Consider the following 20,372-nt stretch of genomic DNA (forward strand, 5'->3'; position numbering starts at 1 on the left):
GGCTTGCCCTGGGCCTTTGCGGCGCCGGCAGCGGCTTCCAGGTACGTCAGCGCGCGGCGGCCATCTCCACCAGCGAGGCGCACGAGATGATCGCGCGCCTCGTCGTCGAGAGCGATGGCGCCGCCCAGTCCGCGGTCGTCGGTGATGGCGCGATCGACCAGTACGCCAATGTCGTCGTCGGTCAGACTCTGCAACGTCAACAGCAGAGATCGACTCAGCAGGGGCGAGATGACGCTGAAGTGCGGATTCTCGGTGGTGGCCGCCACCAGCGACACCCACCGATTCTCGACGCCGGGCAACAGGGCGTCCTGCTGCGACTTGCTGAACCGGTGCACCTCGTCGACGAACAGCACCGTCTCGACACCATTGGCCAAGGCTCGGCGGGCTCCGGCGATGACCTCGCGCACCTCCTTGACGCCCGCGCTGACCGCAGACACCTCGACGAACCGGCGATGGGTGTGAGCGCTGAGCAGGCTCGCGATCGTGGTCTTCCCAGTGCCGGGCGGCCCCCACAGCAAGATGGTGAGCGGCTGGTCGCCGTCGATCATCTGGCGCAGCGGAGACCCGGGTGCGAGCAGGTGCTGCTGGCCGAGCAGCTCATCGAGCGTGCGCGGCCGCATCCGCACCGCCAGCGGAGCCGACGAGTGCGCATTGCCGGCGAGGCTCCCCCCGCCGGGAGTCGCGAGCACCGGCGCCTCCGGGATCTCGAACAAGCCGTCAGAAGACATGCCGCGAGCCTATGCGTAGGGGTCGAGGTCCGGGTCACCGCAGACTCGTGCCCGAGGTCAGGCAGGGTCGGCGTTCGGCGATTTCGGCTTGGCGTCGACGCCCGCATCCTTGCGCTGCTCGGGGGTGATGGGGGCGGGGGCCGCGGTCAACGGGTCGTATCCGCCACCGGACTTCGGGAAGGCAATGACCTCGCGGATCGAGTCAGCGCCAGCAAGCATGGCGCAGATGCGGTCCATGCCGACGGCGATGCCGCCGTGCGGCGGGGCGCCAAAGGTGAATGCGTCGAGCAGGAAGCCGAACTTCTCCGTCGCCTCGTCTTCCTCGATACCCATGATTTTGAAGACCCGCTTTTGCACGTCATCGCGGTGAATTCGGATCGATCCGCCGCCGAGCTCGACGCCATTGCAGACGATGTCGTAGGCCCAGGCAAGGGCGCTACCGGGATCAGCGTCGAAGCCCTCGACGTCCTGCGGCGACGTGAACGCGTGGTGCACCGCGGTCCACGCACCCGCACCCACCGCGACATCACCTGAAGCGATCGCCTCGCTGGACGGCTCGAACAGGGGCGCGTCCACGACCCACACGAACTTCCAGGCCGACTCGTCGATCAGGCCGCAGCGGGCCCCGATCTCCAGGCGGGCCGCACCCAGCAGAGCGCGTGTCGACTTGGTGGTGCCGGCTCCGAAGAACACGCAGTCGCCAGGTTCGGCGCCGACGTGGGCTGCCAGACCTGACCGCTCCGCGTCAGAGAGATTCTTGGCGACCGGGCCGCCGAGCTCTCCGTCTTCGGTGATCGTGACGTAGGCCAGTCCCTTGGCCCCGCGCTGCTTGGCCCATTCCTGCCACGCGTCGAACTGGCGCCGGGGCTGCGAGGCGCCGCCGGGCATGACGACGGCACCGACGTACTCGGCCTGGAAGACGCGAAAGTCTGTGTCGGCGAAGTACTCGGTGCACTCGACCAGCTCGTTGCCCATGCGCAGATCAGGCTTGTCCGAGCCGAATCGGCGCATGGCCTCGGCGTAGGTCATGTGCGGGATGGGTGTGGCGATGGTGTGCCCGATCAGAGCCCACATCTCCGACAAGATGCTCTCCATCAGCGCGAGCACGTCCGCCTGCTCGACAAAGCTCATCTCGATGTCGAGCTGCGTGAACTCCGGCTGGCGATCGGCACGAAAATCCTCGTCGCGGTAGCAACGCGCGATCTGGTAGTACCGCTCCATGCCGCCGACCATCAGCAGCTGCTTGAACAGCTGCGGGCTCTGCGGCAGCGCGTACCAGCTGCCCGGACGCAGACGGGCCGGCACCAGGAAGTCACGGGCCCCCTCGGGCGTGGATCGGGTCAGCGTCGGCGTCTCGATCTCGACGAAATCCTTCGCCTCGAGCACGCGTCGGGCGGCCGCATTGACCTTGCTGCGCAGTCGCAGGGCAGCGGCCGGACCGGCGCGACGCAGATCGAGGTAGCGATAGCGCAGTCGTGCTTCTTCGCCGACCTCTCCGGCACCGGACGCGGCGTGATCATCGATCGGGAAGGGCAGCGGAGCCGCCGTCGACAAGATCTCGACGTCGTCGGCGATGACCTCGATCTCTCCCGTGGGGATCGCGGCGTTCTGGTTGCCGTCGGGCCGCTGGCTGACCGTGCCGACGATCTTGAGGCAGAACTCTGACCGCAGCTGGTGGGCCACGTCCTCACGCACCACCACCTGCACGACCCCTGAGGCCTCGCGCAGGTCGATGAATGCGACGCCGCCATGATCTCGACGGCGCGCGACCCAGCCTGCGAGGGTGACCTGCTCGCCGACGTTCGCGGCGGTCAGGGTTCCGGCGTCATGCGTGCGGATCACGAGTGCTGCTCCTGGCTTGAGGGGATACGGGGTCTGAGGTCCTCGGCCGGCGGCGCCCAGGTGGCAAGGTCGGCGTCGACCTGGTCCCCCGTGCGGATGTCCTTGACCTGGTGACCTGCGTCATCGGCGGCGGGGAACCACACGAACGGTATGCCCCGGCGCTCGGCGTAGCGAATCTGCTTGCCGAACTTCTGCGGGGCAGCTGCGACTTCTGTTGGTATGCCGCGAGCGCGGAGCATGTGGGCGATGTCATTGCTTTCAGCGCGACCGTCCTCGTCGACCAGTGCGACCAGCACGGCGCTGGGCACGGATCGGTCGGCTGTCAATCCGTCGGCGATCAACGGGACGAGCAGGCGGGAGACACCCAGCGAGATGCCGACACCGGGGTAGGTGGACTTGCCGTCCGTGGCGAGCTCGTCATAGCGACCGCCCGAGCAGATGGAGCCGAGGTGTTCATATCCAGCCATCCGGGTCTCGAAGACGGTGCCGGTGTAGTAGTCGAGTCCTCGCGCAATCCGCAGGTCTGCCACGACCGTGACTCCGGGGGTACCTGCGGCCCCCGTGACCACCACAGCGAGCTCCTCGAGTCCTTCGTCCAGCAGCGGGTGCCGCACGCCCAGCGCACGCACGGCGGCGACGAAGGAGTCGTCCGAGCTGGTGATCTCGGCCAGCCCCAAGCACTGCGCGGCCTGATCGCGAGTGAGCCCCGCGTCGGTCTGGAGCAGCTCGAGCACTTTCTCGCCCGAAATCTTGTCGAGCTTGTCGACGATGGGCATGACGGCCGTGGGCTCGTCGATGCCCAGGCCTCGGTAGAAGCCCTCGAGCACCTTGCGATTGCTGATCTGCAGGGTCAGCGCGGGCACTGGCAGCCCCGCCAGCGCCTCAGCCATGACCCGAGCGATCTCGACGTCGAAGTGGAACGCCAGTTCTCCGCGACCCACGATGTCGATGTCGGCCTGTGTGAATTCGCGGAACCGCCCCTGCTGCGGACGCTCGCCACGCCACACCCTCTGGATCTGATAGCGCCGGAACGGGAACTCCAGATGACCGGCGTTCTCGACCACGTAGCGGGCGAAGGGCACCGTCAGGTCGAAGTGCAGGGCAAGCGCGTCCCCCGTCCGGTCGTGACCGGTCGGGTCCTCGGTCGCGTGAATGCGGCGAACCGTGTAGACCTCCTTGTCGATCTCACCCTTGCGCAGCAAGTGCTCGACCGGCTCGACCGCACGGGTCTCGATCGAGGCGAAGCCATGCAGCTCGAACACCGACCGCAAGTGGTCGAGCACGACGAGCTCGACGTTGCGCTCGGCCGGGAGGAACTCAGGAAAACCGCTCAGCTTGGCCATGTCAGGGCAGCTCAGACGGGCGTGGACTCGGCGCCAATTCAGCGAGGAAGGGGTTGGTGGCGCGTTCGCGACCGATCGACGATTGCGGTCCGTGACCTGGCAGCACGATGACGTCATCGGCCAACGGCAGCACGCGGTCACGCAGGCTTTCCTGCATCTGGTCGTGCGAGCCGCCCGTCAGGTCGGTGCGGCCAATGGAGCCAGCGAACAGGAAGTCGCCGCTGAACATGATCTGCGAGACATCCTCAGGACCGTCGTAGTCGATCCGGTAGAACACCGTGCCCGGCGTGTGGCCGGGAGCGTGGTCGACCCGAATCATCAACCCATCGATCTCGATCTGCACACCGTCCTCGGCCTCGCGCACATCGGCGGGCTCGACGAAGTCAGGCACCTCGGTCATCTGGAGCTGTTGACGCAGCATCGCGGCCGATTGCGTGGAGATGGCGGCCATCGGATCGCTCAGCAAATGCCGGTCGGCCGGGTGGATCCACACCGGACAGTTGTACTCGGCTGCGGCGTCCTGGGCGTTCCACATGTGGTCGAAGTGGCCGTGGGTGATCAGGATCGCCTCCGGCCGAAGATTTTGCTCGCTGACCACGTGCCGCAGTCCCGCCATGGCATCCATGCCGGGGTCGACCACGACGCAGCCGGTGCCGGGGCCACGCGCCGCGACATAACAATTGGCCTGCAGCGGACCGGCCGGGAACGACGTGAGAAGCACGTCCGTCAGGGTACGCGAGGCCAGCGGGTCACCACGACAGCATGTGCCTCCTAGACTGTCGGCATGGGTGAAGTGGCAACACATGCGTGGGGACGAATCGACGAGGACGGCAATGTCTTCGTCCGTACCGCCGACGGTGAACGACAGATCGGTCAGTGGAAGGCAGGCAGCCCCGAAGAAGGACTGGCGATGTACAGCCGTCGCTACGACGGGCTCGCCACCGAGGTCATGCTGCTGGAGAAGCGACTCGAGGGCGGTTCGGTCAGCCCCGATGACGCTTCCAAGGCTGTTGACACGGTGCGCCAGCAGATCACCGATGCGCAGGCGCTCGGCGACCTCGACTCGTTGAGTGTCCGCCTCGACGCGCTCACACCCGCCATTGACAAGGCGCGCGAGGAGCGGAAGGCCGAGCGTGCCGCCAAGACGGCCGAGGCCGAAGTGGCCAAGAACCGTATCGTCACCGAGGCCGAGAAGATTGCCGAGTCCACCGACTGGAAGAACGGCGCCGATCGGCTGCGCGAGCTGCTCGAGGAGTGGAAGGCGCTTCCCCGGCTCAGCAAGTCCGCTGACGACGCCCTGTGGCATCGATTCAGCTCGGCCCGCACCACCCACACGCGGCGCCGCAAGGCGCACTTCGGCGAGGTCGCCGTGGCTCGCGAAGGTGCTCAGAGGACCAAGGAGAAACTGATCGTCGAGGCCGAGGCGCTGTCGTCCTCGACTGAGTGGGGCCCCACGGCTGGCAAGTACCGCGATCTGATGACGCAATGGAAGAAGGCTGGCTCCGCGCCGCGCAACGTCGAGGACAAGCTCTGGAAGAAGTTCCGCGCCGCCCAGGACGTGTTCTTTCAGGCCCGCGACGAGGTGAACACGGCGCTCGACGCCGAGTACGCGGTCAACGCCGACAAGAAGCTGGAGATTCTCGTCGACGCCGAGAAGCTGCTGCCGGTCACCGATCCGGAGGCGGCGCGCAAGGCTTGGCATGACATCGCCGATCGCTGGGAGGCTGCCGGCAAGGTGCCTCGCGACCGCATGGGCGAGCTCGAGGCCCGCATCCGCACGGTCGAGGATGCCGTCCGCGTCGCTGGCGAGAAGAAGTGGAAGAGCACCGATCCAGAGAAGTCAGCGCGCGCCGACGACATGATCGGCAAGCTGCAGCGTGCCATCGACGAGGTGCAGGCCAAGCTCGTCAAGGCCGAGGCTGCCAAGGACGCCAAGAAGATGAAGGACCTGCAGGCCGACCTCGATTCCAAGCAGGCCTTTCTCGACATGGCCAAGAAGGCCCAAGCCGACTTCAGCTGAGGCGCACGGTTCGTCTTTCACCGCCGCGAGGTCACGCCCGGGCGCTGACCTCGCCACGCTCGGCCCATGGTTGCGTTCGAGGGCCGGCGGCTCATTGAGTCAAGCGGTAGACGTCGAAGACGCCCTCGACGGTGCGAACCGCCGCCAGCACGTGGCCGAGGTGCTTGGAGTCGGCCATCTCGAAGGTGAACTTGCTCTTGGCGACACGATCGCGCCCCAGCGAGAGCGACGCGGACAGAATGTTGACGTGCTGGTCAGAGATGACCCGCGTGATGTCGGACAGCAGTCTCGGCCGGTCGAGCCCCTCGACCTGGATGGCGACGAGAAAGGTGCTCTTGCCGGTGGGCGCCCAGCGCACCGCGACGAGGCGTTCAGCCTGCGTGCGTAGCGATACGAGGTTGACGCAGTCGACCCGGTGCACCGAGACCCCGGCGGTGCGGGTCACGAATCCTTGGATGGCGTCGCCGGGTACTGGCGTGCAGCACCGGGCCAGCTTGACCAAGACGTCGCCGTCCAGTCCGTCCACCAGCACGCCGGCATCGGTCGTGTGCCGTTCGCGACCCTTGCGGTCATCGCGCACCAGGGTCGTGGCCTCGGCGAGATCGTCGGCCGCGCCTTCGCGACCACCGGCCAGGTCGATGACCCGCTCGACGACGTTTTGCGGACCGACGTTGTTCTCGCCCACGGCGGCGTACAGGGCTGAGACGTCAGCCAACTGAAGTTCCTTGGCGACGGTCTCGAGGGTGTCGCGCTTGAACAATCGGTGCAGCGGCAGACCTTCCTTGCGCATCTGCTTGGCGATCAGGTTCTTGCCCAGCTCGATCGCTTCCTCGCGACGCTCCTTGGTGAACCACTGGCGGATCTTGTTGCGGGCCCGCGGACTCGCGACGAAATCGAGCCAGCCGCGACTCGGGCCCGCGTCGACGGTCTTGGACGTGAAGATCTCGACGACGTCGCCAGTGACCAGCTTGGACTCCAGCGACACCAGTCGGCCGTTGACGCGCGCGCCGATGCACGCGTGGCCGACCTCGGTGTGCACGGCGTAGGCGAAGTCCACCGGCGTGGACTTCTCGGGCAGCTGGATCAGGTCGCCGCGCGGGGTGTAGGCGTAGACGCCGCCGCTGTTCATCTCAAATCGCAACGAGTCGAGGAAATCCGCCGCATCGGAGGTCTCTGACTGCCAGTCCAGCAGTTCGCGCAGCCACACCATGTCGGCCGGGTCCTGCCCGACGCCGTGCTCTCCGGCACCGTTCTTGCCGCCACCCCCCTTCTTGGCATCGGCGCCCGCGGACTGATCTTCTTTGTACTTCCAGTGCGCAGCGACGCCGTACTCGGCGCGACGGTGCATCGCCCGGGTGCGGATCTGCAGCTCCACGGGCTTGCCCTGAGGTCCGATCACGGTGGTGTGCAGCGATTGATACATGTTGAACTTGGGGACGCTGATGTAGTCCTTGAATCGGCCGGGGATGGGATTCCACCGCGCGTGCAGCACACCGACCACGGCATAGCAGTCAGCCAACGAGTCGACCAGGATTCGCACGCCGACCAGGTCGAAGATGTCCGTGAAGTCGCGGCCGCCGACCAGCATCTTCTGATAGATCGAGAAGTAGTGCTTGGGACGACCAGTGACCGTGGCCTTGACCTTGCCGTGGCGCAGATCGGACTCGACGTCGCGGACGACGCGTTCGAGGAACTCTTCGCGAGAGGGCGCCCGATCGGCCACCAGCCGCACGATCTCGTCGTAGACCTTGGGATGCAGGGTCGCGAACGCGAGATCCTCCAGCTCCCACTTGATGGTGTTCATGCCCAACCGGTGGGCCAGGGGTGCGAAGATCTCGATGGTTTCGCGAGCGATGCGCTCTTGCTTGTCCTGCCGCAGGTACCGCAGCGTGCGCATGTTGTGCAGACGATCGGCCAGCTTGATCACCAGGACACGGATGTCGCGGCTCATCGCCACCACCATCTTGCGGATGGTCTCCGATTGCGCCGTGTCGCCGTACTTGACCTTGTCCAGCTTGGTCACCCCATCGACCAGTCGCACGACCTCGTCACCGAAGTCGGCGCGCAGCTCTTCCAGCGTGTACGGAGTGTCCTCGACCGTGTCGTGCAGTAGCGCGGCGCACAGGGTCGGGCCAGTCATGCCGAGCTCTGCCAGGATCGTGGTGACCGCCAGCGGGTGGGTGATGTACGGGTCGCCGCTCTTGCGGGTCTGGCCTGCGTGCATGCGATCCGCGATGTCGTAGGCCTTGCGGATGGCGGAGACGTCGGCCTTGGGGTGGATGGCCCGGTGAATCGTCAGCAGCGGGTCCAGGACGGCGTCGTCTGAAGCAGGCTTGGATCCGATCCGCGACAGCCGGTTGCGCACGCGAGACGACGCCGGCGCGGAGTCGGTCTTCGACTCGCCCGGTGGAGCATCGACGCGGTCGGCCACGCACCCTCCTCGGATCGACTTCCATCGTAGCCGCCGAGGTCAGGCCAGCTGGCCGATCAGGGTCGCGGCCGTGCCGATCACCAGCAGCGCAACCACCACGTAGGCGGTGATACGTACCATGTTCTGACTCATTGTCACCTCCTGGCAACAGTTGACGTGTGGTGCTGGAACGGGCGAGGCTCAGTAGGCGCGCAGCGTGCAGACGGTCATCGGGGCCAGCCGCTGGCGACCGCCGAGGGCTGTGATCTCGATGGGCAGCACGGCACCGGCCGTGACTCCCCCGCAGCGCCTGACCAGCTCGTCCACAGCGCCGAGCGTGCCGCCGGTGGCGAGGACGTCGTCGACCAGGAGCACGCGCTGCCCTTCCTTGATCGCGTCGACGTGGACCTCGAGCGTCGCTGTGCCGTACTCCAACGCGTACTCCGCCGCATGGACCTCGGCTGGCAGCTTGCCCTGCTTGCGGATCGGGACGAATCCGACGCCAAGACGCATGGCCACCACCGGACCGAAGATGAATCCGCGTGCCTCGACCCCCGCGACGACGTCGACGTCCCACTGGGCTGCCGCGGCGGCCAGCTCGTCAACGACGCGCTCGAACACGGCCGGTTCGCCCACCAGCGGGGTGATGTCCCGAAACATGACCCCCGGTTCGGGCCAGTCGGCGATGACGTTGGTGTGGGCGTCGATCAGATCGCTGAGCGCGGCCATGTCGCTGTCCCGGGCCAGGTGATGTGTCACTTCAGCGTGACGTCGCAGGCGTCCTTGGCGTGCTTTTGGATGTTGTTGCCGGCGTCGGTGAATTTCTCGTCGCTGAGCTGGGTGAACGACGACGCGACGCCCTGCAGCTTGGTCGGGTCGACGCCCTCAGGCAGCTCGCCGGCCTGGATCTTGGCGAAGTCGGCGAACTTGATGCCGGCGTCTGACAAAGCTTTCTCGACACTGGTGATGCCGTCGTCCAGCACCTTCCAGTCGGCCTTGACATCCTCTGGAGCCTGGTCGGCGAGCTGATGGAAGGTCTTGAACGCATCCTCGAGTCCACCGATGTTGCCACTGTCGAGCGTGTCGAAGGTCTTCGATGCGGACTCCAGATCGGTGCAGTAGGCGCTGTCCGCGTCACCGCTGCCTCCACAAGCTGTCAACGAGGTGCCGAGCAGGACGGCGCCCGCGATGGCGAGGGTTGCCTTCATCGTGTCTCCTCTGTGTGCGGTTGCGGGACCATCCCGGCCGCAGTTTTCGTCGCCTCAGCATGCCATGGCCGTGGATCAGTCATGATCCGCCCTTGGGTCGCTGTGAACGCGACGTGCGCGACGGCTGACTGCGCTTGGACGAGCCCGACGGAGCCACGGTACGGGCGACAGCGACGGGGTCGGTCGCGGGTGCGGCCTGACGCTTGGCGCGTCGGGCGAGCACTCGCTTGGTGTGCTGCACGATCATCGGATCGCTTTCCTTGAGCTGCGCGGCCAGCGGGGTGGCGATGCAGATCGAGGAGTACGTGCCGGCCGCCATGCCGACGAACAAGGCGAGTGCGAGGTCCTTCAGCGGTCCGGTACCCAGCACCGCAGCCCCCACCACCAAGAGCGCGAAGACCGGCAGCAGTGCGGTGATCGAGGTGTTGATCGAGCGAACCAGGGTCTGGTTGACCGCGAGATTGGCCTGTTCGGAGTAGGTGCTGATCGTGGAGTCGGGGATCTGCTTGGTGTTCTCACGCACCTTGTCGAAGACCACGACGGTGTCGTAGAGCGAGTAGCCGAGGATCGTGAGGAGTCCCGTGACGGTGGCGGGAGTGACTTCGAACCCCGACCACGCGTAGATGCCGGCAGTGATCAGGAGGTCGTGGCCGAGCGCCACGAGCGCCGCGACGGACATGCGCCACTCGCGGAAGTAGATCCAGATGAAGATCACCACGATGACCAGGAAGACCACCAAGCCGGTCAGCGCCTTCTTGGCCACCTGTTCGCCCCAGCTGGGGCCGATCAGGTTCTGACTGACCTCGGTCGCTCCGGCCGTGGTCAGCGCGTCCTGGATCACGGTCGCCTGGTCCTGGGTCAGGGCACGCGTCTGGATGCGGATGGCAGAGCTGCCTGAGGTTCTGGAGATCGGATCGCCCGTCTCAGGGACACCCGCGTCGCGCACCGCGTTGGCGAGATCATCGGCGGTCTTGGCGTTGGCGGTCTGGACCTGCGCGGTGAACTCGACGCCGCCCTTGAATTCGATGCCCAAGTTGAACCCGCGCACGCCGAACGCCACGCTCGCGAGGATCACGATGACCGCGGAGATCGAGTACCAGAGCGTTCGACGCCCGACGAAGTTGAAGGAGACCTTGCCCTCGTACAGATGCTGTCCGAACGTGCTGACGCGGCCCATCAGGACTCCCCTCCGGTGCTGCGCCCTATCTCGGACACCTTGCGACCTGAGATACCGAGGTGGGCTGGATCGAGGCCGGAGAGCCGGTGGCCCTGACCGAAGAACTTGGTGCGCGCCAGCAGCGTGACCAACGGCTTGGTGAACAAGAACACGACGAACACGTCGATGATCGTGGTCAGGCCGAGCGCGAACGCGAATCCGCGCACCACGCCGATGGCGAAGATGAACAAGATCACCGCGGCCATCAGCGAGACTGCGTCAGCGGCCAAGATCGTGGTGCGCGCGCGCACCCAACCTGCTTCGACGGCGAGCCTCAACGACTTGCCGTCGCGCACCTCGTCGCGGATGCGCTCGAAGAACACGATGAACGAGTCGGCCGTGATGCCGATCGCGACGATCAGGCCGGCGATGCCCGGCAGCGTCAGGGTGAACCCGACGCCCTTGCCGAGCAGCAGCACCATGACGTACGTGGCGCCAGCCGCAATCAGCAGCGATCCGACGATCACCAGACCGAGGCCCCGGTAGTACGCCAAGCTGTAGATCACGACAACCAGCAGGCCAACGAGCCCGGCGATCAGACCCGCCTTGAGCTGCGTGCCAGCCAGCGACGGACCCTCCTCGGAGACGCCATTGACGCCGAACGTGAGGGGCAGCGCACCGTACTTGAGCTGATTGGCCAAAGCCTTGGACGTTTCGGAGGTGAAGCTGCCGCTGATCTGGGATGAACCGTTGGTGATGTGTGCGTTGCTCGTGGGTGCGCTGAGCACTTCGCCGTCGAGCACGATCGCGAACCGGCGCTGCTGCGGCGTGAGGGCGTCGGTGACCTGGTCGAACACCTCGGATCCGGATCCCTTGAGCGAGATCTGGACGAGCCACTGGGCCTGCTGCGGGTCGTAGCCCTGCTCGGCGCTCTTGACCTGTGATCCCTCGATGACGGTGGGACTGAGGACCATGACCTCACCGGTCTCCACGTCACACGTGACGACGGGCTGGTTGGAGGCATCCTCGACCCGGTTGCCCTTGGGGTCGCAGACGAAGTTGGTGGCCTGCGCCTGCAGTGCAGCAATGCCGTCCTGGTACGGCTTCTCGAGGGTCTGCAGCCCCTCCGTCTCCGCCTTGATCATCTGGTCCAGCGTGAGCTTGGTCCAGTCGATCTTGTCGATGGTCTCTTGGGCCTCGTCGACGGCGGCCTGGTCGGGCTCAGCGGTGGCGCTGGGGAGCTGATCGGCCCACACCAGACGGAATCGTAGCTGGGCGGTGCGACCCACTTCGTCGACGATGTTGCCGCGCTTCTGGCCCGGGATCTCGATGATGACCTGGTCGCCGCCCTGCGTCGTGACTTCGGCCTCCGAGACGCCGGTGGCGTTGACACGCTGGTCAATGATGTCGCGCGCCTGGCTCAGCTTGGCGGCAGTCACGCCACCTGAGCTCGCGGACGCCTGGAGCGTGATGCGTGTGCCGCCCTGCAGATCCAGCCCGAGGCGCGGCTGCCACGTGGGATCGGCGTCCTCGTCAGAGGACAGACCGATGCCGGCGACCAGCGCGTAGAGCGCGGCGATGATGATCATGAAGATCGTCAGGGTGCGCGCGGGCCGCGGGAGGCCGGCGCGGGTGCTGCGCGAGCTCTTCTGAGCCATCACGCGCTGTCGTCGGCGGGTGCATCCGTGGACGCCGGTTCGACGATGCGTCCGACGGCTTGACGCGCCACCGTGAGAACGACGTGGGGCGCGACGCGCAACTCGATGGTGTCGTCGCCGACAGCGACCAGCTCGCCGTGGATGCCGCTGGCCAGCATCACCTGCAGGCCGGGAGCCAGTTGGGCTTGCAGGCCGGCAAATTCGCGCTGCCGGGACCGCGCGGGGCGCAGCACCAGAAACCAGAACAAGATGGCGAGCAGCAGCAGTGGGAGGAATTGAGCCCAGTCGGACACGATGCGAACTCCAGAATCGACGTGGTCACGTCGCGGTCGCGACGGGCCGCGGACAGTGTAGGCCCCGGCAACATCCCATACTGACGGGTGGATCAAGACCTTGACGCACGGGGTGTTTCAGACCGAGTCCGACTCGTCTCCGAAGGGCAGCTGCCCGGTGCCATTCGGCGGGGTGAGTCCCAGATGCTGCCACGCAGCCGGCGTGGCCACACGACCGCGCGGTGTGCGGGCCAGGAATCCGAGCCGCACCAAGAACGGCTCGGCGATTTCTTCCACGGTCTCGCGCTCCTCGCCGACCGCGACGGCAAGGGTGGCAACGCCCACGGGGCCGCCGCCGAAGCTGCCGCACAGGGCAGTCAGCACCGAACGATCGAGTCGATCCAGACCAAGGTCGTCGACCTCGTACAGAGCCAGTGCCGCACGGGCGACGTCGGCGTCGACGACTCCCGCGGCGCGCACCTCGGCGAAGTCGCGCACGCGACGCAGCAGCCGGTTGGCGATACGTGGCGTACCTCGGGAGCGGGAGGCGATCTCGTGGCCGCCTTCGTCAGTGAGCTCGAGCTGGAGCAGACCGGCCGAGCGCTCGACGATGCGATGCAGCTCGTCGGTGCCGTAGAAGTCGAGCTGGGCCGTGAAGCCGAACCGATCGCGCAGGGGTCCGGGCAACAGACCAGCCCGCGTGGTGGCTCCGACCACGGTGAACGGTGGAATCTCCAGCGGGATGGCCGTGGCCCCGGGCCCCTTGCCCACGATGACGTCGACGCGGAAGTCCTCCATGGCCATGTAGAGCAGCTCTTCGGCTGGACGCGACATGCGATGGATCTCGTCGATGAACAGCACGTCGCCCTCGTTGACGCCGGACAAGATGGCGGCAAGGTCGCCAGCGTTCTGTATGGCCGGGCCGCTGGAGATGCGTAAAGGAGCCGAAAGCTGGTGCGCGATGATCATGGCGATCGTGGTCTTGCCGAGACCCGGTGGTCCCGACAGCAGGACGTGATCGGGCGTGCGTCCGCGGCCGACGGCGGCCTCGAGCATGAGGGAGAGCTGTTCGCGCACCCGTTCCTGTCCGATCAGCTCGTCGAGCGATCGGGGACGGAGCGCCGCCTCGAAGGAGCGGTCTTCCAGATCGGATTCGGCGACGATCGCGTCGAAGCGGGCCTCGTCGCTGGATGGATCGTCGGTCATCGGCTGGCCTTTGACAGGGTGCGCAACGCGTCGCGCAGAGCGATGGATGTGTCGGGCTCAACACCCGGATCGAGCCCGGCGGCGACCGACTCGACGGCAGCATCGGCGTCGCGGACGGGGATGCCGAGTCCGATCATGGCCTCGTGCACCTGGCCGCGCCACGCCCCGGACGACCCACCAGCGGCCACCGTGGTGGTGACGCCGATGCGGTCGCGCAGCTCGATGACGATGCGCTCGGCTCCCTTGCGTCCAATGCCGGGCACCGTGGTGAGCGTGGGGAAGTCGGACTGGCCGACGGCTTGCCGAATGCGGTCGGGATCCAGCACCGCCAACATGGCTTGGGCCACCTTGGGACCGACGCCGCTGGCGGTCTGCAACAGCTCGAACATGTCGCGCTCGTCGGTGTCGGCAAAGCCGAAGATGGTGAGGGAGTCCTCGCGCACGACCATCGAGGTCGACAGCTGGACCTCCTGGCTGAGGCGCAGTCCGGCGATGGTCGACGGAGTGCACATCACCTGCATGCCAACGCCGCTGACGTCGACCACGACCGAGGTGAGGGTGACGGCCGCGATCTTTCCGCGAACGTGGGCGATCATGACCGACCTCCAGCTACCGCGACTGCCGATGCGAGTCGCTGGGCTGCTCCCCCACGCCACACGTGGCAGATGGCCAGGGCGAGGGCGTCGGTCGCGTCGGCCGGCTTGGGGGTCTCGGACAGACGCAGCAGCCGAGTGACCATCTGGGCCACTTGGGCCTTGTCGGCGCGGCCGCTGCCCGTGACGGCCGCCTTGACCTCGCTCGGCGTGTGCAGGTGGACCGGGATGCCGTGCCGTGCTGCCACGACCATGGCGATGGCGCTCGCCTGGGCTGTACCCATCACGGTGCGGACGTTGTGTTGGGCGAAGACGCGCTCGACTGCGACGACATCGGGTTGGTGCTCGGTGATGCGCGCCTCCAACGCCTGCTCCAGCTGGTGCAGCCGCCGGGCAATGTCCAGATTCGGCGGGGTGCGCACGACTGCGACGTCCACCAGGGTGAGCGGTCGTCCGACGGAACCCGTGACCACTCCCACGCCGCAGCGCGTGAGGCCGGGGTCCACCCCGAGGACAGTCATGCCGATCGAACCCATGTTCGACAGCCTAGCGAGGCTCACTGATCAATCGCGGACGACACGCGGTCACCCGGTCGGCCGCCAGCGGCTTCAGTCCATCAGTAGTTCGCGTAGACGTTCTGGACGTCGTCGCAGTCCTCGAGGACGTCGATGAGGCGGTCGACCTTCTCGGCGCCCTCCTGGTCGACGTCGACGGTCATGGTGGGCACGAACAAGGCGTCGGCCGAGTCGTAGTCCAGGCCGGCTTCCTGCAGCGCCGTGCGGACGGCCACCAGATCAGTGGGCTCGGAGATGACCTCGAAGCTGCCGTCGAGATCGTTGACCTCCTCGGCGCCGGCGTCAAGGACTGCCATCAGCACGTCGTCCTCCGTGGTGTCGCCGCCTTCTTGTTCGGCGGGCACGATGATGACGCCCTTGCGGTGGAACATGTACGACACCGATCCGGGATCAGCCATCGTGCCGCCGTTGCGGGTCATGGCGGTGCGAACCTCCATGGCGGCTCGGTTCTTGTTGTCGGTGAGGCACTCCACCAGCATCGCAACGCCCTGGGGGCCGTAGCCCTCGTACATGATCGTCGTGTAGTCGGCACCGCCGCCGTCCAGGCCCCCGCCGCGCTTGACGGCACGATCAATGTGGTCCTTGGGCACTGATGACTTCTTGGCCTTCTGAATCGCGTCGAAGAGCGTGGGGTTGCCCTCGACGTCGGGGCCACCGATCCGGGCAGCCACTTCGATGTTCTTGACCAGCTTGGCGAACATCTTGCCGCGCTTGGCGTCGACGATCGCCTTCTTGTGCTTGGTGGTCGCCCACTTGGAGTGGCCGGACATGAGGTGTTCCCTTTCTACGACTGTGAGACGAGGTCGACGAAGTACCGGTGGATGCGGTCGTCGGTGCCCACCTCAGGGTGGAAGGACGTCGCCATCAGGTGCTGTTGTCGAACCGCGACAATCCTACCGGCGGCCTGGCCCGAGGGGATCGTCGCGAGGACCTCGACGTCATCGCCGACCTCCTCGACCCATGGCGCCCGAATGAAGACGCCGCGCACCGGGGCGTCGAATCCGTCGAACTGCAGCGGCCCCTCGAAGGAGTCGACCTGCCGTCCGAAGGCGTTGCGCCGCACCGTGATGTCGAGCCCGCCGAGGGTCTCCTGGCCGGCGATGCCGTCCTCGATCCGGTCGGCCAGCATGATCATGCCGGCGCAGGTCCCGAAGGTCGGCATGCCGCCGGCGATCCGCTCGACCAGCGGGTCGAACAGGTCGAAAGCCCGCGCGAGCTTGTACATCGTGGTCGACTCGCCGCCGGGCAGCACCAAGCCGTCGCACTGCTCCAGCTCCTCGGGTCGTCGGACCGCGAGGGTCCTCGCGCCCAGCGCTCTCAGGACGTGCAGGTGCTCGCGAACATCGCCCTGGAGAGCGAAGACGCCGATCGTTGGAGAAGCCACCGCCTCAGGCTATCGGCGTCCGTCACGCGGCCGCCGCACGTGGCGATCGGCGATCAGAAAGCGGCCATTCGATCATCGCCTTGCGCCGACGTGCTGAGTTCTGCGCGGCACCACGACGGCGATGACGCTGAGCGCCACCGCCGCCGCTCCCTCTCGGATATCCCTCCCGATCGGGTCACGTGCGAGGCACAACTCTCCGCGCGACGAGCGCGCCAGATCGTTCTCCCTCGGCCAACGTGCTGCCGAATGGGGCACTCCCATACCCCGTGCAGCAGTCATTCGATCATACCCCGAAAGCGGTGTTGCGCCGCAGTGGATCAGAGACCACGCCGTTCAGTTGGCTTGCGCACCCGCGCTCAGGACCACGCACCGCAGGTGAAGCCCGTGCCCAGCAGGTTGAGCGTGCCCGCTCGGGTTGACCCCGCGGTCCAGCTCGTGTTGGGCAATGTCGCTGTGACGTCAATGTTGAAATTGGAGCCGACCAAGGTGCCGAGCAGATCAGCTGTCACCCGCGCTGACCGCTGGGAGCCGGATGCGGTGACGGTCAGACTCTGACCCGTCTCGCGGATCACTGCCGTGTAGGCCAGCGCCGTTGGCACGGCCGATGCCTGCCACGTGGTGGTGAGACTCTTGGTCCCCAGCAGCGGGTTGTCGGTGGTGCAGCTGACGGCCACTGGTTTCGTCACACCACCGGACGCCACGGACCCGGAGCTCACCAGCGAGGTGTCGGTGAAGCTGGCCTTCGTCAACACCGCCGTCTGCGGGATGACCACACTCGCGATCAACACCGCACTCACCACGAGCGGAACTCCCTGACGACGGCGTCCGGGCGCGCGCCGCTGCGCTGAGGCTGGGCTGCAGTGCTGACCTTGTGGTCGTAGCAACGGGGCCATCATGATGGTCCCCGCCACCATCATGACGAGCAGGGCCCGGATCCACGGGACCGCGATCGCCGTCACGATATGCCCAATCCAGGGAACGCCGAAGACGACGCGATACGCCGCGTCCGCCCGGTAGGACTCGACATCGGGGGACGGGTTCGCGTCGCCCTGGAGCGTCATGACGACGCCATCGGACCGCATCGTGGTACTCACCACACGGTGGGTCACTCGCGCGCCATCACCCCGCGTGACGCTCACCACATCTCCCACGACGATGTCAGTGGCTGCGACCGGACGGGAGAATGCGAGCGCGCCGGTGGGAATCGTTGGCTCCATCGAACCGGATGTGAACACCAGCGGCCTCAGGTGGCCCGACGCCGCGAGAACCGCGAGAACCGCGCTTGCTGCGCCGAGCACTGCGCCGATCCACAGGAGGCTGCCAACCATCCGGCGCGTAGCGGTCCTCACGACACCGCCTGGGTCGCGGCGAAGGTGAACGACAGCTGCCCGGTCCGGTTCTGATTTTCATTGACTGCGCTGGAAGCAAGCCCGACGACCATGCAGATTGACTGGCTCTGGTCGCCGGCGATCGTCTGAGCTGAAGAGATGAGATTCTTGTTTGTCGCGTCCACCGCCTGCGCCGGACCGATCGCCGAGCCTGAGCACGACTCCTCCTGCGGATAGGTCGTGTCCGAGGCAGCCGAGCCGGTGAAGAACCGAACGGTGATCGGTGCCCCGACATAAGTCCAGGTTGGGGTGGAGCCCTTCGTGACAGTGGCCGTGTACGTGAACGTGGGAGATCCGACGTTCTTGACCACCAGGTTGAAGGCCTTCTGCTCCCCCGGGGTCAGATCAGTCCAACTGATGGATGATTTCGCGTAGGAAGTTCCCAGACCGACTCCCCCCGTGGTGTCGAACTGCATGTCCATGGCACCTGAAGTGATCGATCCGCCGGTGACGGCCGCCTGATCGGTCCAAAATGCCATGGTCCCCATCGCTCCGAAACCGGCGACCAGCCCCAGCGACAGCAGCGCACGCACCGAAATGTCGCGGCGCCCCCGCCGGGATGCCCGAATCTGCACGCGCGCGACGTGGCGGCCATCAGCCATGATGCACCTCGTGGCGACGCCGAACGAACCGCACACCCAAGGCCAGCATTGCTGAGGCTGCGACCAGCAGCCACGCCGAGACGCGCGAACCAACCCCTGGAAGCAGTGCCCCTCGGCCCACGTCGCCGGATCCACCGGCGGACTCATTGCGCTCAGGCGTCCCGGCCAAGGCCACGGTGAACACCGCTGCAAGCGTCGTCCGCTGCGTCTGATTGCTCGACGCCGGGTCGAATGTTGCGTTGACGTCGACCCGCGCCACGTCCCCACGCTTGATGTTCTGCTTCGTCATGTTCTCGCTCGGCATTCCGTTAATGAGGCTGACCCAGGAGCCTCCGTCGACGCGGGCTCGCAGTGCGATGTCGTCGTTGCTCACCAGCTCTGGAGAACCGGCTCTTCGAGCCGTGATGGTGAACAAGGCGCCGCCGGGACCGTCATTGCGCACGTAGAACGTCTCGATCTGAGAGTCTCCTGGTACCCACCGCATCGATTCGCTGAAAAGCGTGTCCGGCAGGGACTCATACCAGGTGATGCCGTCGCGGCTCAGGCTGATCTCGTCAGCTGCGTGCGCTGGCGCGGCGCTCAGCATCACAGCGGCCAACGCCAGGAGGCAGCACCGGGTGAGCTTCATGACGTGGTGGCCTCCTTCGGGGTTGACAATCGTCCAGCGCGACGGTCGCGGATGGGGCTGCTGAGCATGTGCGCTGCGTAGAGGGCCAGCACACCGGCCACTCCGTAGGTGGCCATCTGACGTTGGTCGCCGGTCAGCGCATCGTTGACGTACCCCAGGTACGGAACCGCGTACCAGACCCTGCCCTTGAGCTGGACCGGACGTACCGGTTCAGCATCAGGAATCGAGTTGGCATCTCCCTGGGTCGTCAGACTGCGCGTCCCGTCCAGCCGGTGACCGACTGTCACCACGCGGTGCGTGACGACGGTCGGTCGACCCGATTCGAGCTGATACGTGATCACGTCGCCGGCAACGATGTCCGACTGGTCTACCGGCTTGACTACCGCCAGCGTGCCCGGCGGTAGCGACGGCCGCATCGATCCGGTGAGGACCGTGTACGGCGTCGCTCCCACCAGTCGCGGCACCAACACCGCCACCACGAGGACAGCGCTGATCGAGATGATCAGGAACCATGCGACGACCTGAGTGATCCAAGCCCCGCGAGAACGGATGCCCAACATGAGCAGGATCTACGGGTTGGGGTCAACCTGCACGGCATTGATCTCGAGGGCATCGAGCGCTGCGGTCGAGACGCCCTGGGATTCGTTGTCAGCAATCGCGCCGTAGTTCCAATCAACGGTGATCGTGACGGAGATCGGTCCAGAAGCGCTGATCGTTCCGCCGCCGGTCAGGGCGGCAGTGATGTTGACCGCGTCGCCCTCCACAGCATCAGGAGCAGCGTCGTTGAACGCGGCCTCCGCGGTCGCCACTGACGCGTCGTCCAGCGTCACCGTCGCCTCGATGTTGTCACCGGTCATCGTGATGGTCCCCGTGCACTCCTTGGTGACCTCGTCGCCCGGCACGAGCAACGCCACGGGCGTGATCCCGTTGACGTCGAGCCATGCAGTTCCGCACGTCACGTCGTTGAGCTTCAACGTGCCCGCCGTCAGCGTTCCGCCGTCGACGTCGTCGTCAGCGGTCCAGTACGCGAGCGAGCCAGCGCCGCCGAGCAACAAAACGGCGGCAGCGGCCGCCGCAACGGCGCCCTTGGTTGACTTCTTCATTCAGTTCTCCCTCTTCGACCGGCAAGCGCCGTCCTCGTGATTGGGACGTTAGTCCCAGATCGAATGATGACGTACGAATGACGACCTGTCCCGTTCAATGCGCCATGCCCGCGGCCGTCGCAGCAGCAGCGCGGATGCACAAGTGCCCGAAACCGGCTTGCGCACCTCGCGAATTGACTGCAATATCAGGGACCGGAGGCCACTAAGTCGCTCGAACAGCCATCGGGCTCACGAGAAAAGATGATCCATTCTGACT

The 20,372-nt window shown here is 66.4% G+C and carries 21 protein-coding genes; 1 reads left to right on the forward strand and 20 read right to left on the reverse strand.

Features of this window, described 5'->3' with window-relative positions:
* The 4 genes from WB508_RS00450 to WB508_RS00465 form a co-directional block, all read right to left on the reverse strand.
* Positions 1-728, reverse strand: a 728-nt coding sequence (locus WB508_RS00450; RefSeq protein WP_423842899.1) for an AAA family ATPase, incomplete at its 3' end; no start/stop codon positions are given.
* A gap of 57 nt (positions 729-785) precedes the next feature.
* On the reverse strand, positions 786-2,570 hold the full coding sequence (aspS, locus tag WB508_RS00455) for an aspartate--tRNA ligase (RefSeq protein WP_423842900.1): 1,785 nt from the start codon (positions 2,568-2,570) through the stop codon (positions 786-788).
* Positions 2,567-3,913 carry a histidine--tRNA ligase gene (gene hisS / locus WB508_RS00460; protein WP_423842901.1) on the reverse strand — a complete coding sequence of 449 codons (1,347 nt, stop codon included), beginning with the start codon at positions 3,911-3,913 and terminating at the stop codon, positions 2,567-2,569. The genes aspS and hisS overlap by 4 nt, the downstream gene beginning before the upstream one ends.
* Before the next feature lies 1 nt (position 3,914).
* The gene (locus tag WB508_RS00465) at positions 3,915-4,634 is read right to left on the reverse strand and encodes an MBL fold metallo-hydrolase (RefSeq protein WP_423842902.1); all 720 of its coding nucleotides are present in this window, start codon (positions 4,632-4,634) and stop codon (positions 3,915-3,917) included.
* 63 nt (positions 4,635-4,697) lie between these two features.
* Here WB508_RS00465 and WB508_RS00470 point away from each other — a divergent pair, with 63 nt between their 5' ends.
* The gene (locus WB508_RS00470; RefSeq protein WP_423842903.1) at positions 4,698-5,933 is read left to right on the forward strand and encodes a DUF349 domain-containing protein; all 1,236 of its coding nucleotides are present in this window, start codon (positions 4,698-4,700) and stop codon (positions 5,931-5,933) included.
* Between the two features lie 91 nt (positions 5,934-6,024).
* On the opposite strand, the gene WB508_RS00475 is transcribed toward WB508_RS00470, so the two are convergent.
* The 16 genes from WB508_RS00475 to WB508_RS00550 form a co-directional block, all read right to left on the reverse strand.
* Complete coding sequence (locus WB508_RS00475; RefSeq protein WP_423842904.1) at positions 6,025-8,364, reverse strand: RelA/SpoT family protein; 2,340 nt, start codon at positions 8,362-8,364, stop codon at positions 6,025-6,027.
* 180 nt (positions 8,365-8,544) lie between these two features.
* Positions 8,545-9,072, reverse strand: coding sequence for an adenine phosphoribosyltransferase (locus WB508_RS00480; RefSeq protein WP_423842905.1), 528 nt, complete (start codon positions 9,070-9,072; stop codon positions 8,545-8,547).
* 26 nt (positions 9,073-9,098) lie between these two features.
* Positions 9,099-9,551, reverse strand: a complete 453-nt coding sequence (locus WB508_RS00485; protein WP_423842906.1) for a hypothetical protein — start codon at positions 9,549-9,551, stop codon at positions 9,099-9,101.
* A 79-nt stretch (positions 9,552-9,630) separates the two neighbouring features.
* Positions 9,631-10,728, reverse strand: a complete 1,098-nt coding sequence (secF, locus tag WB508_RS00490; protein WP_423842907.1) for a protein translocase subunit SecF — start codon at positions 10,726-10,728, stop codon at positions 9,631-9,633.
* Positions 10,728-12,365, reverse strand: a complete 1,638-nt coding sequence (gene secD / locus WB508_RS00495) for a protein translocase subunit SecD (RefSeq protein WP_423842908.1) — start codon at positions 12,363-12,365, stop codon at positions 10,728-10,730. The genes secF and secD overlap by 1 nt, the downstream gene beginning before the upstream one ends.
* Positions 12,365-12,658: a preprotein translocase subunit YajC gene (gene yajC, locus WB508_RS00500; RefSeq protein WP_423842909.1), complete on the reverse strand. Its 294-nt coding sequence runs from the start codon at positions 12,656-12,658 to the stop codon at positions 12,365-12,367. The genes secD and yajC overlap by 1 nt, the downstream gene beginning before the upstream one ends.
* Positions 12,659-12,775: 117 nt before the next feature.
* Positions 12,776-13,843 (reverse strand): Holliday junction branch migration DNA helicase RuvB, encoded by a 1,068-nt coding sequence (ruvB, locus tag WB508_RS00505; protein ID WP_423842910.1) that lies wholly within the window; start codon positions 13,841-13,843, stop codon positions 12,776-12,778.
* The gene (ruvA, locus tag WB508_RS00510; protein ID WP_423842911.1) at positions 13,840-14,439 is read right to left on the reverse strand and encodes a Holliday junction branch migration protein RuvA; all 600 of its coding nucleotides are present in this window, start codon (positions 14,437-14,439) and stop codon (positions 13,840-13,842) included. Before ruvA ends, ruvB begins: the two co-directional genes overlap by 4 nt.
* Entirely contained in the window at positions 14,436-14,972 is a 537-nt protein-coding gene (gene ruvC, locus WB508_RS00515; protein ID WP_423842912.1) for a crossover junction endodeoxyribonuclease RuvC, read from the reverse strand. The genes ruvA and ruvC overlap by 4 nt, the downstream gene beginning before the upstream one ends.
* Before the next feature lie 80 nt (positions 14,973-15,052).
* Entirely contained in the window at positions 15,053-15,781 is a 729-nt protein-coding gene (locus WB508_RS00520) for a YebC/PmpR family DNA-binding transcriptional regulator (protein WP_423842913.1), read from the reverse strand.
* 14 nt (positions 15,782-15,795) lie between these two features.
* Entirely contained in the window at positions 15,796-16,395 is a 600-nt protein-coding gene (gene pdxT, locus WB508_RS00525; RefSeq protein WP_423842914.1) for a pyridoxal 5'-phosphate synthase glutaminase subunit PdxT, read from the reverse strand.
* Between the two features lie 356 nt (positions 16,396-16,751).
* Positions 16,752-17,723, reverse strand: coding sequence for a signal peptidase I (locus tag WB508_RS00530; RefSeq protein WP_423842915.1), 972 nt, complete (start codon positions 17,721-17,723; stop codon positions 16,752-16,754).
* 17 nt (positions 17,724-17,740) lie between these two features.
* Positions 17,741-18,385, reverse strand: coding sequence for a SipW-dependent-type signal peptide-containing protein (locus tag WB508_RS00535; RefSeq protein ID WP_423842916.1), 645 nt, complete (start codon positions 18,383-18,385; stop codon positions 17,741-17,743).
* Entirely contained in the window at positions 18,378-19,013 is a 636-nt protein-coding gene (locus WB508_RS00540) for a hypothetical protein (RefSeq protein WP_423842917.1), read from the reverse strand. Before WB508_RS00540 ends, WB508_RS00535 begins: the two co-directional genes overlap by 8 nt.
* Entirely contained in the window at positions 19,010-19,573 is a 564-nt protein-coding gene (locus tag WB508_RS00545) for a signal peptidase I (RefSeq protein WP_423842918.1), read from the reverse strand. Before WB508_RS00545 ends, WB508_RS00540 begins: the two co-directional genes overlap by 4 nt.
* 9 nt (positions 19,574-19,582) lie before the next feature.
* Complete coding sequence (locus WB508_RS00550) at positions 19,583-20,116, reverse strand: alternate-type signal peptide domain-containing protein (RefSeq protein WP_423842919.1); 534 nt, start codon at positions 20,114-20,116, stop codon at positions 19,583-19,585.
* Positions 20,117-20,372: the final 256 nt, after the last annotated feature.

This window comes from Aeromicrobium sp. (assembly GCF_049586495.1).
Lineage (GTDB): Bacteria > Actinomycetota > Actinomycetes > Propionibacteriales > Nocardioidaceae > Aeromicrobium.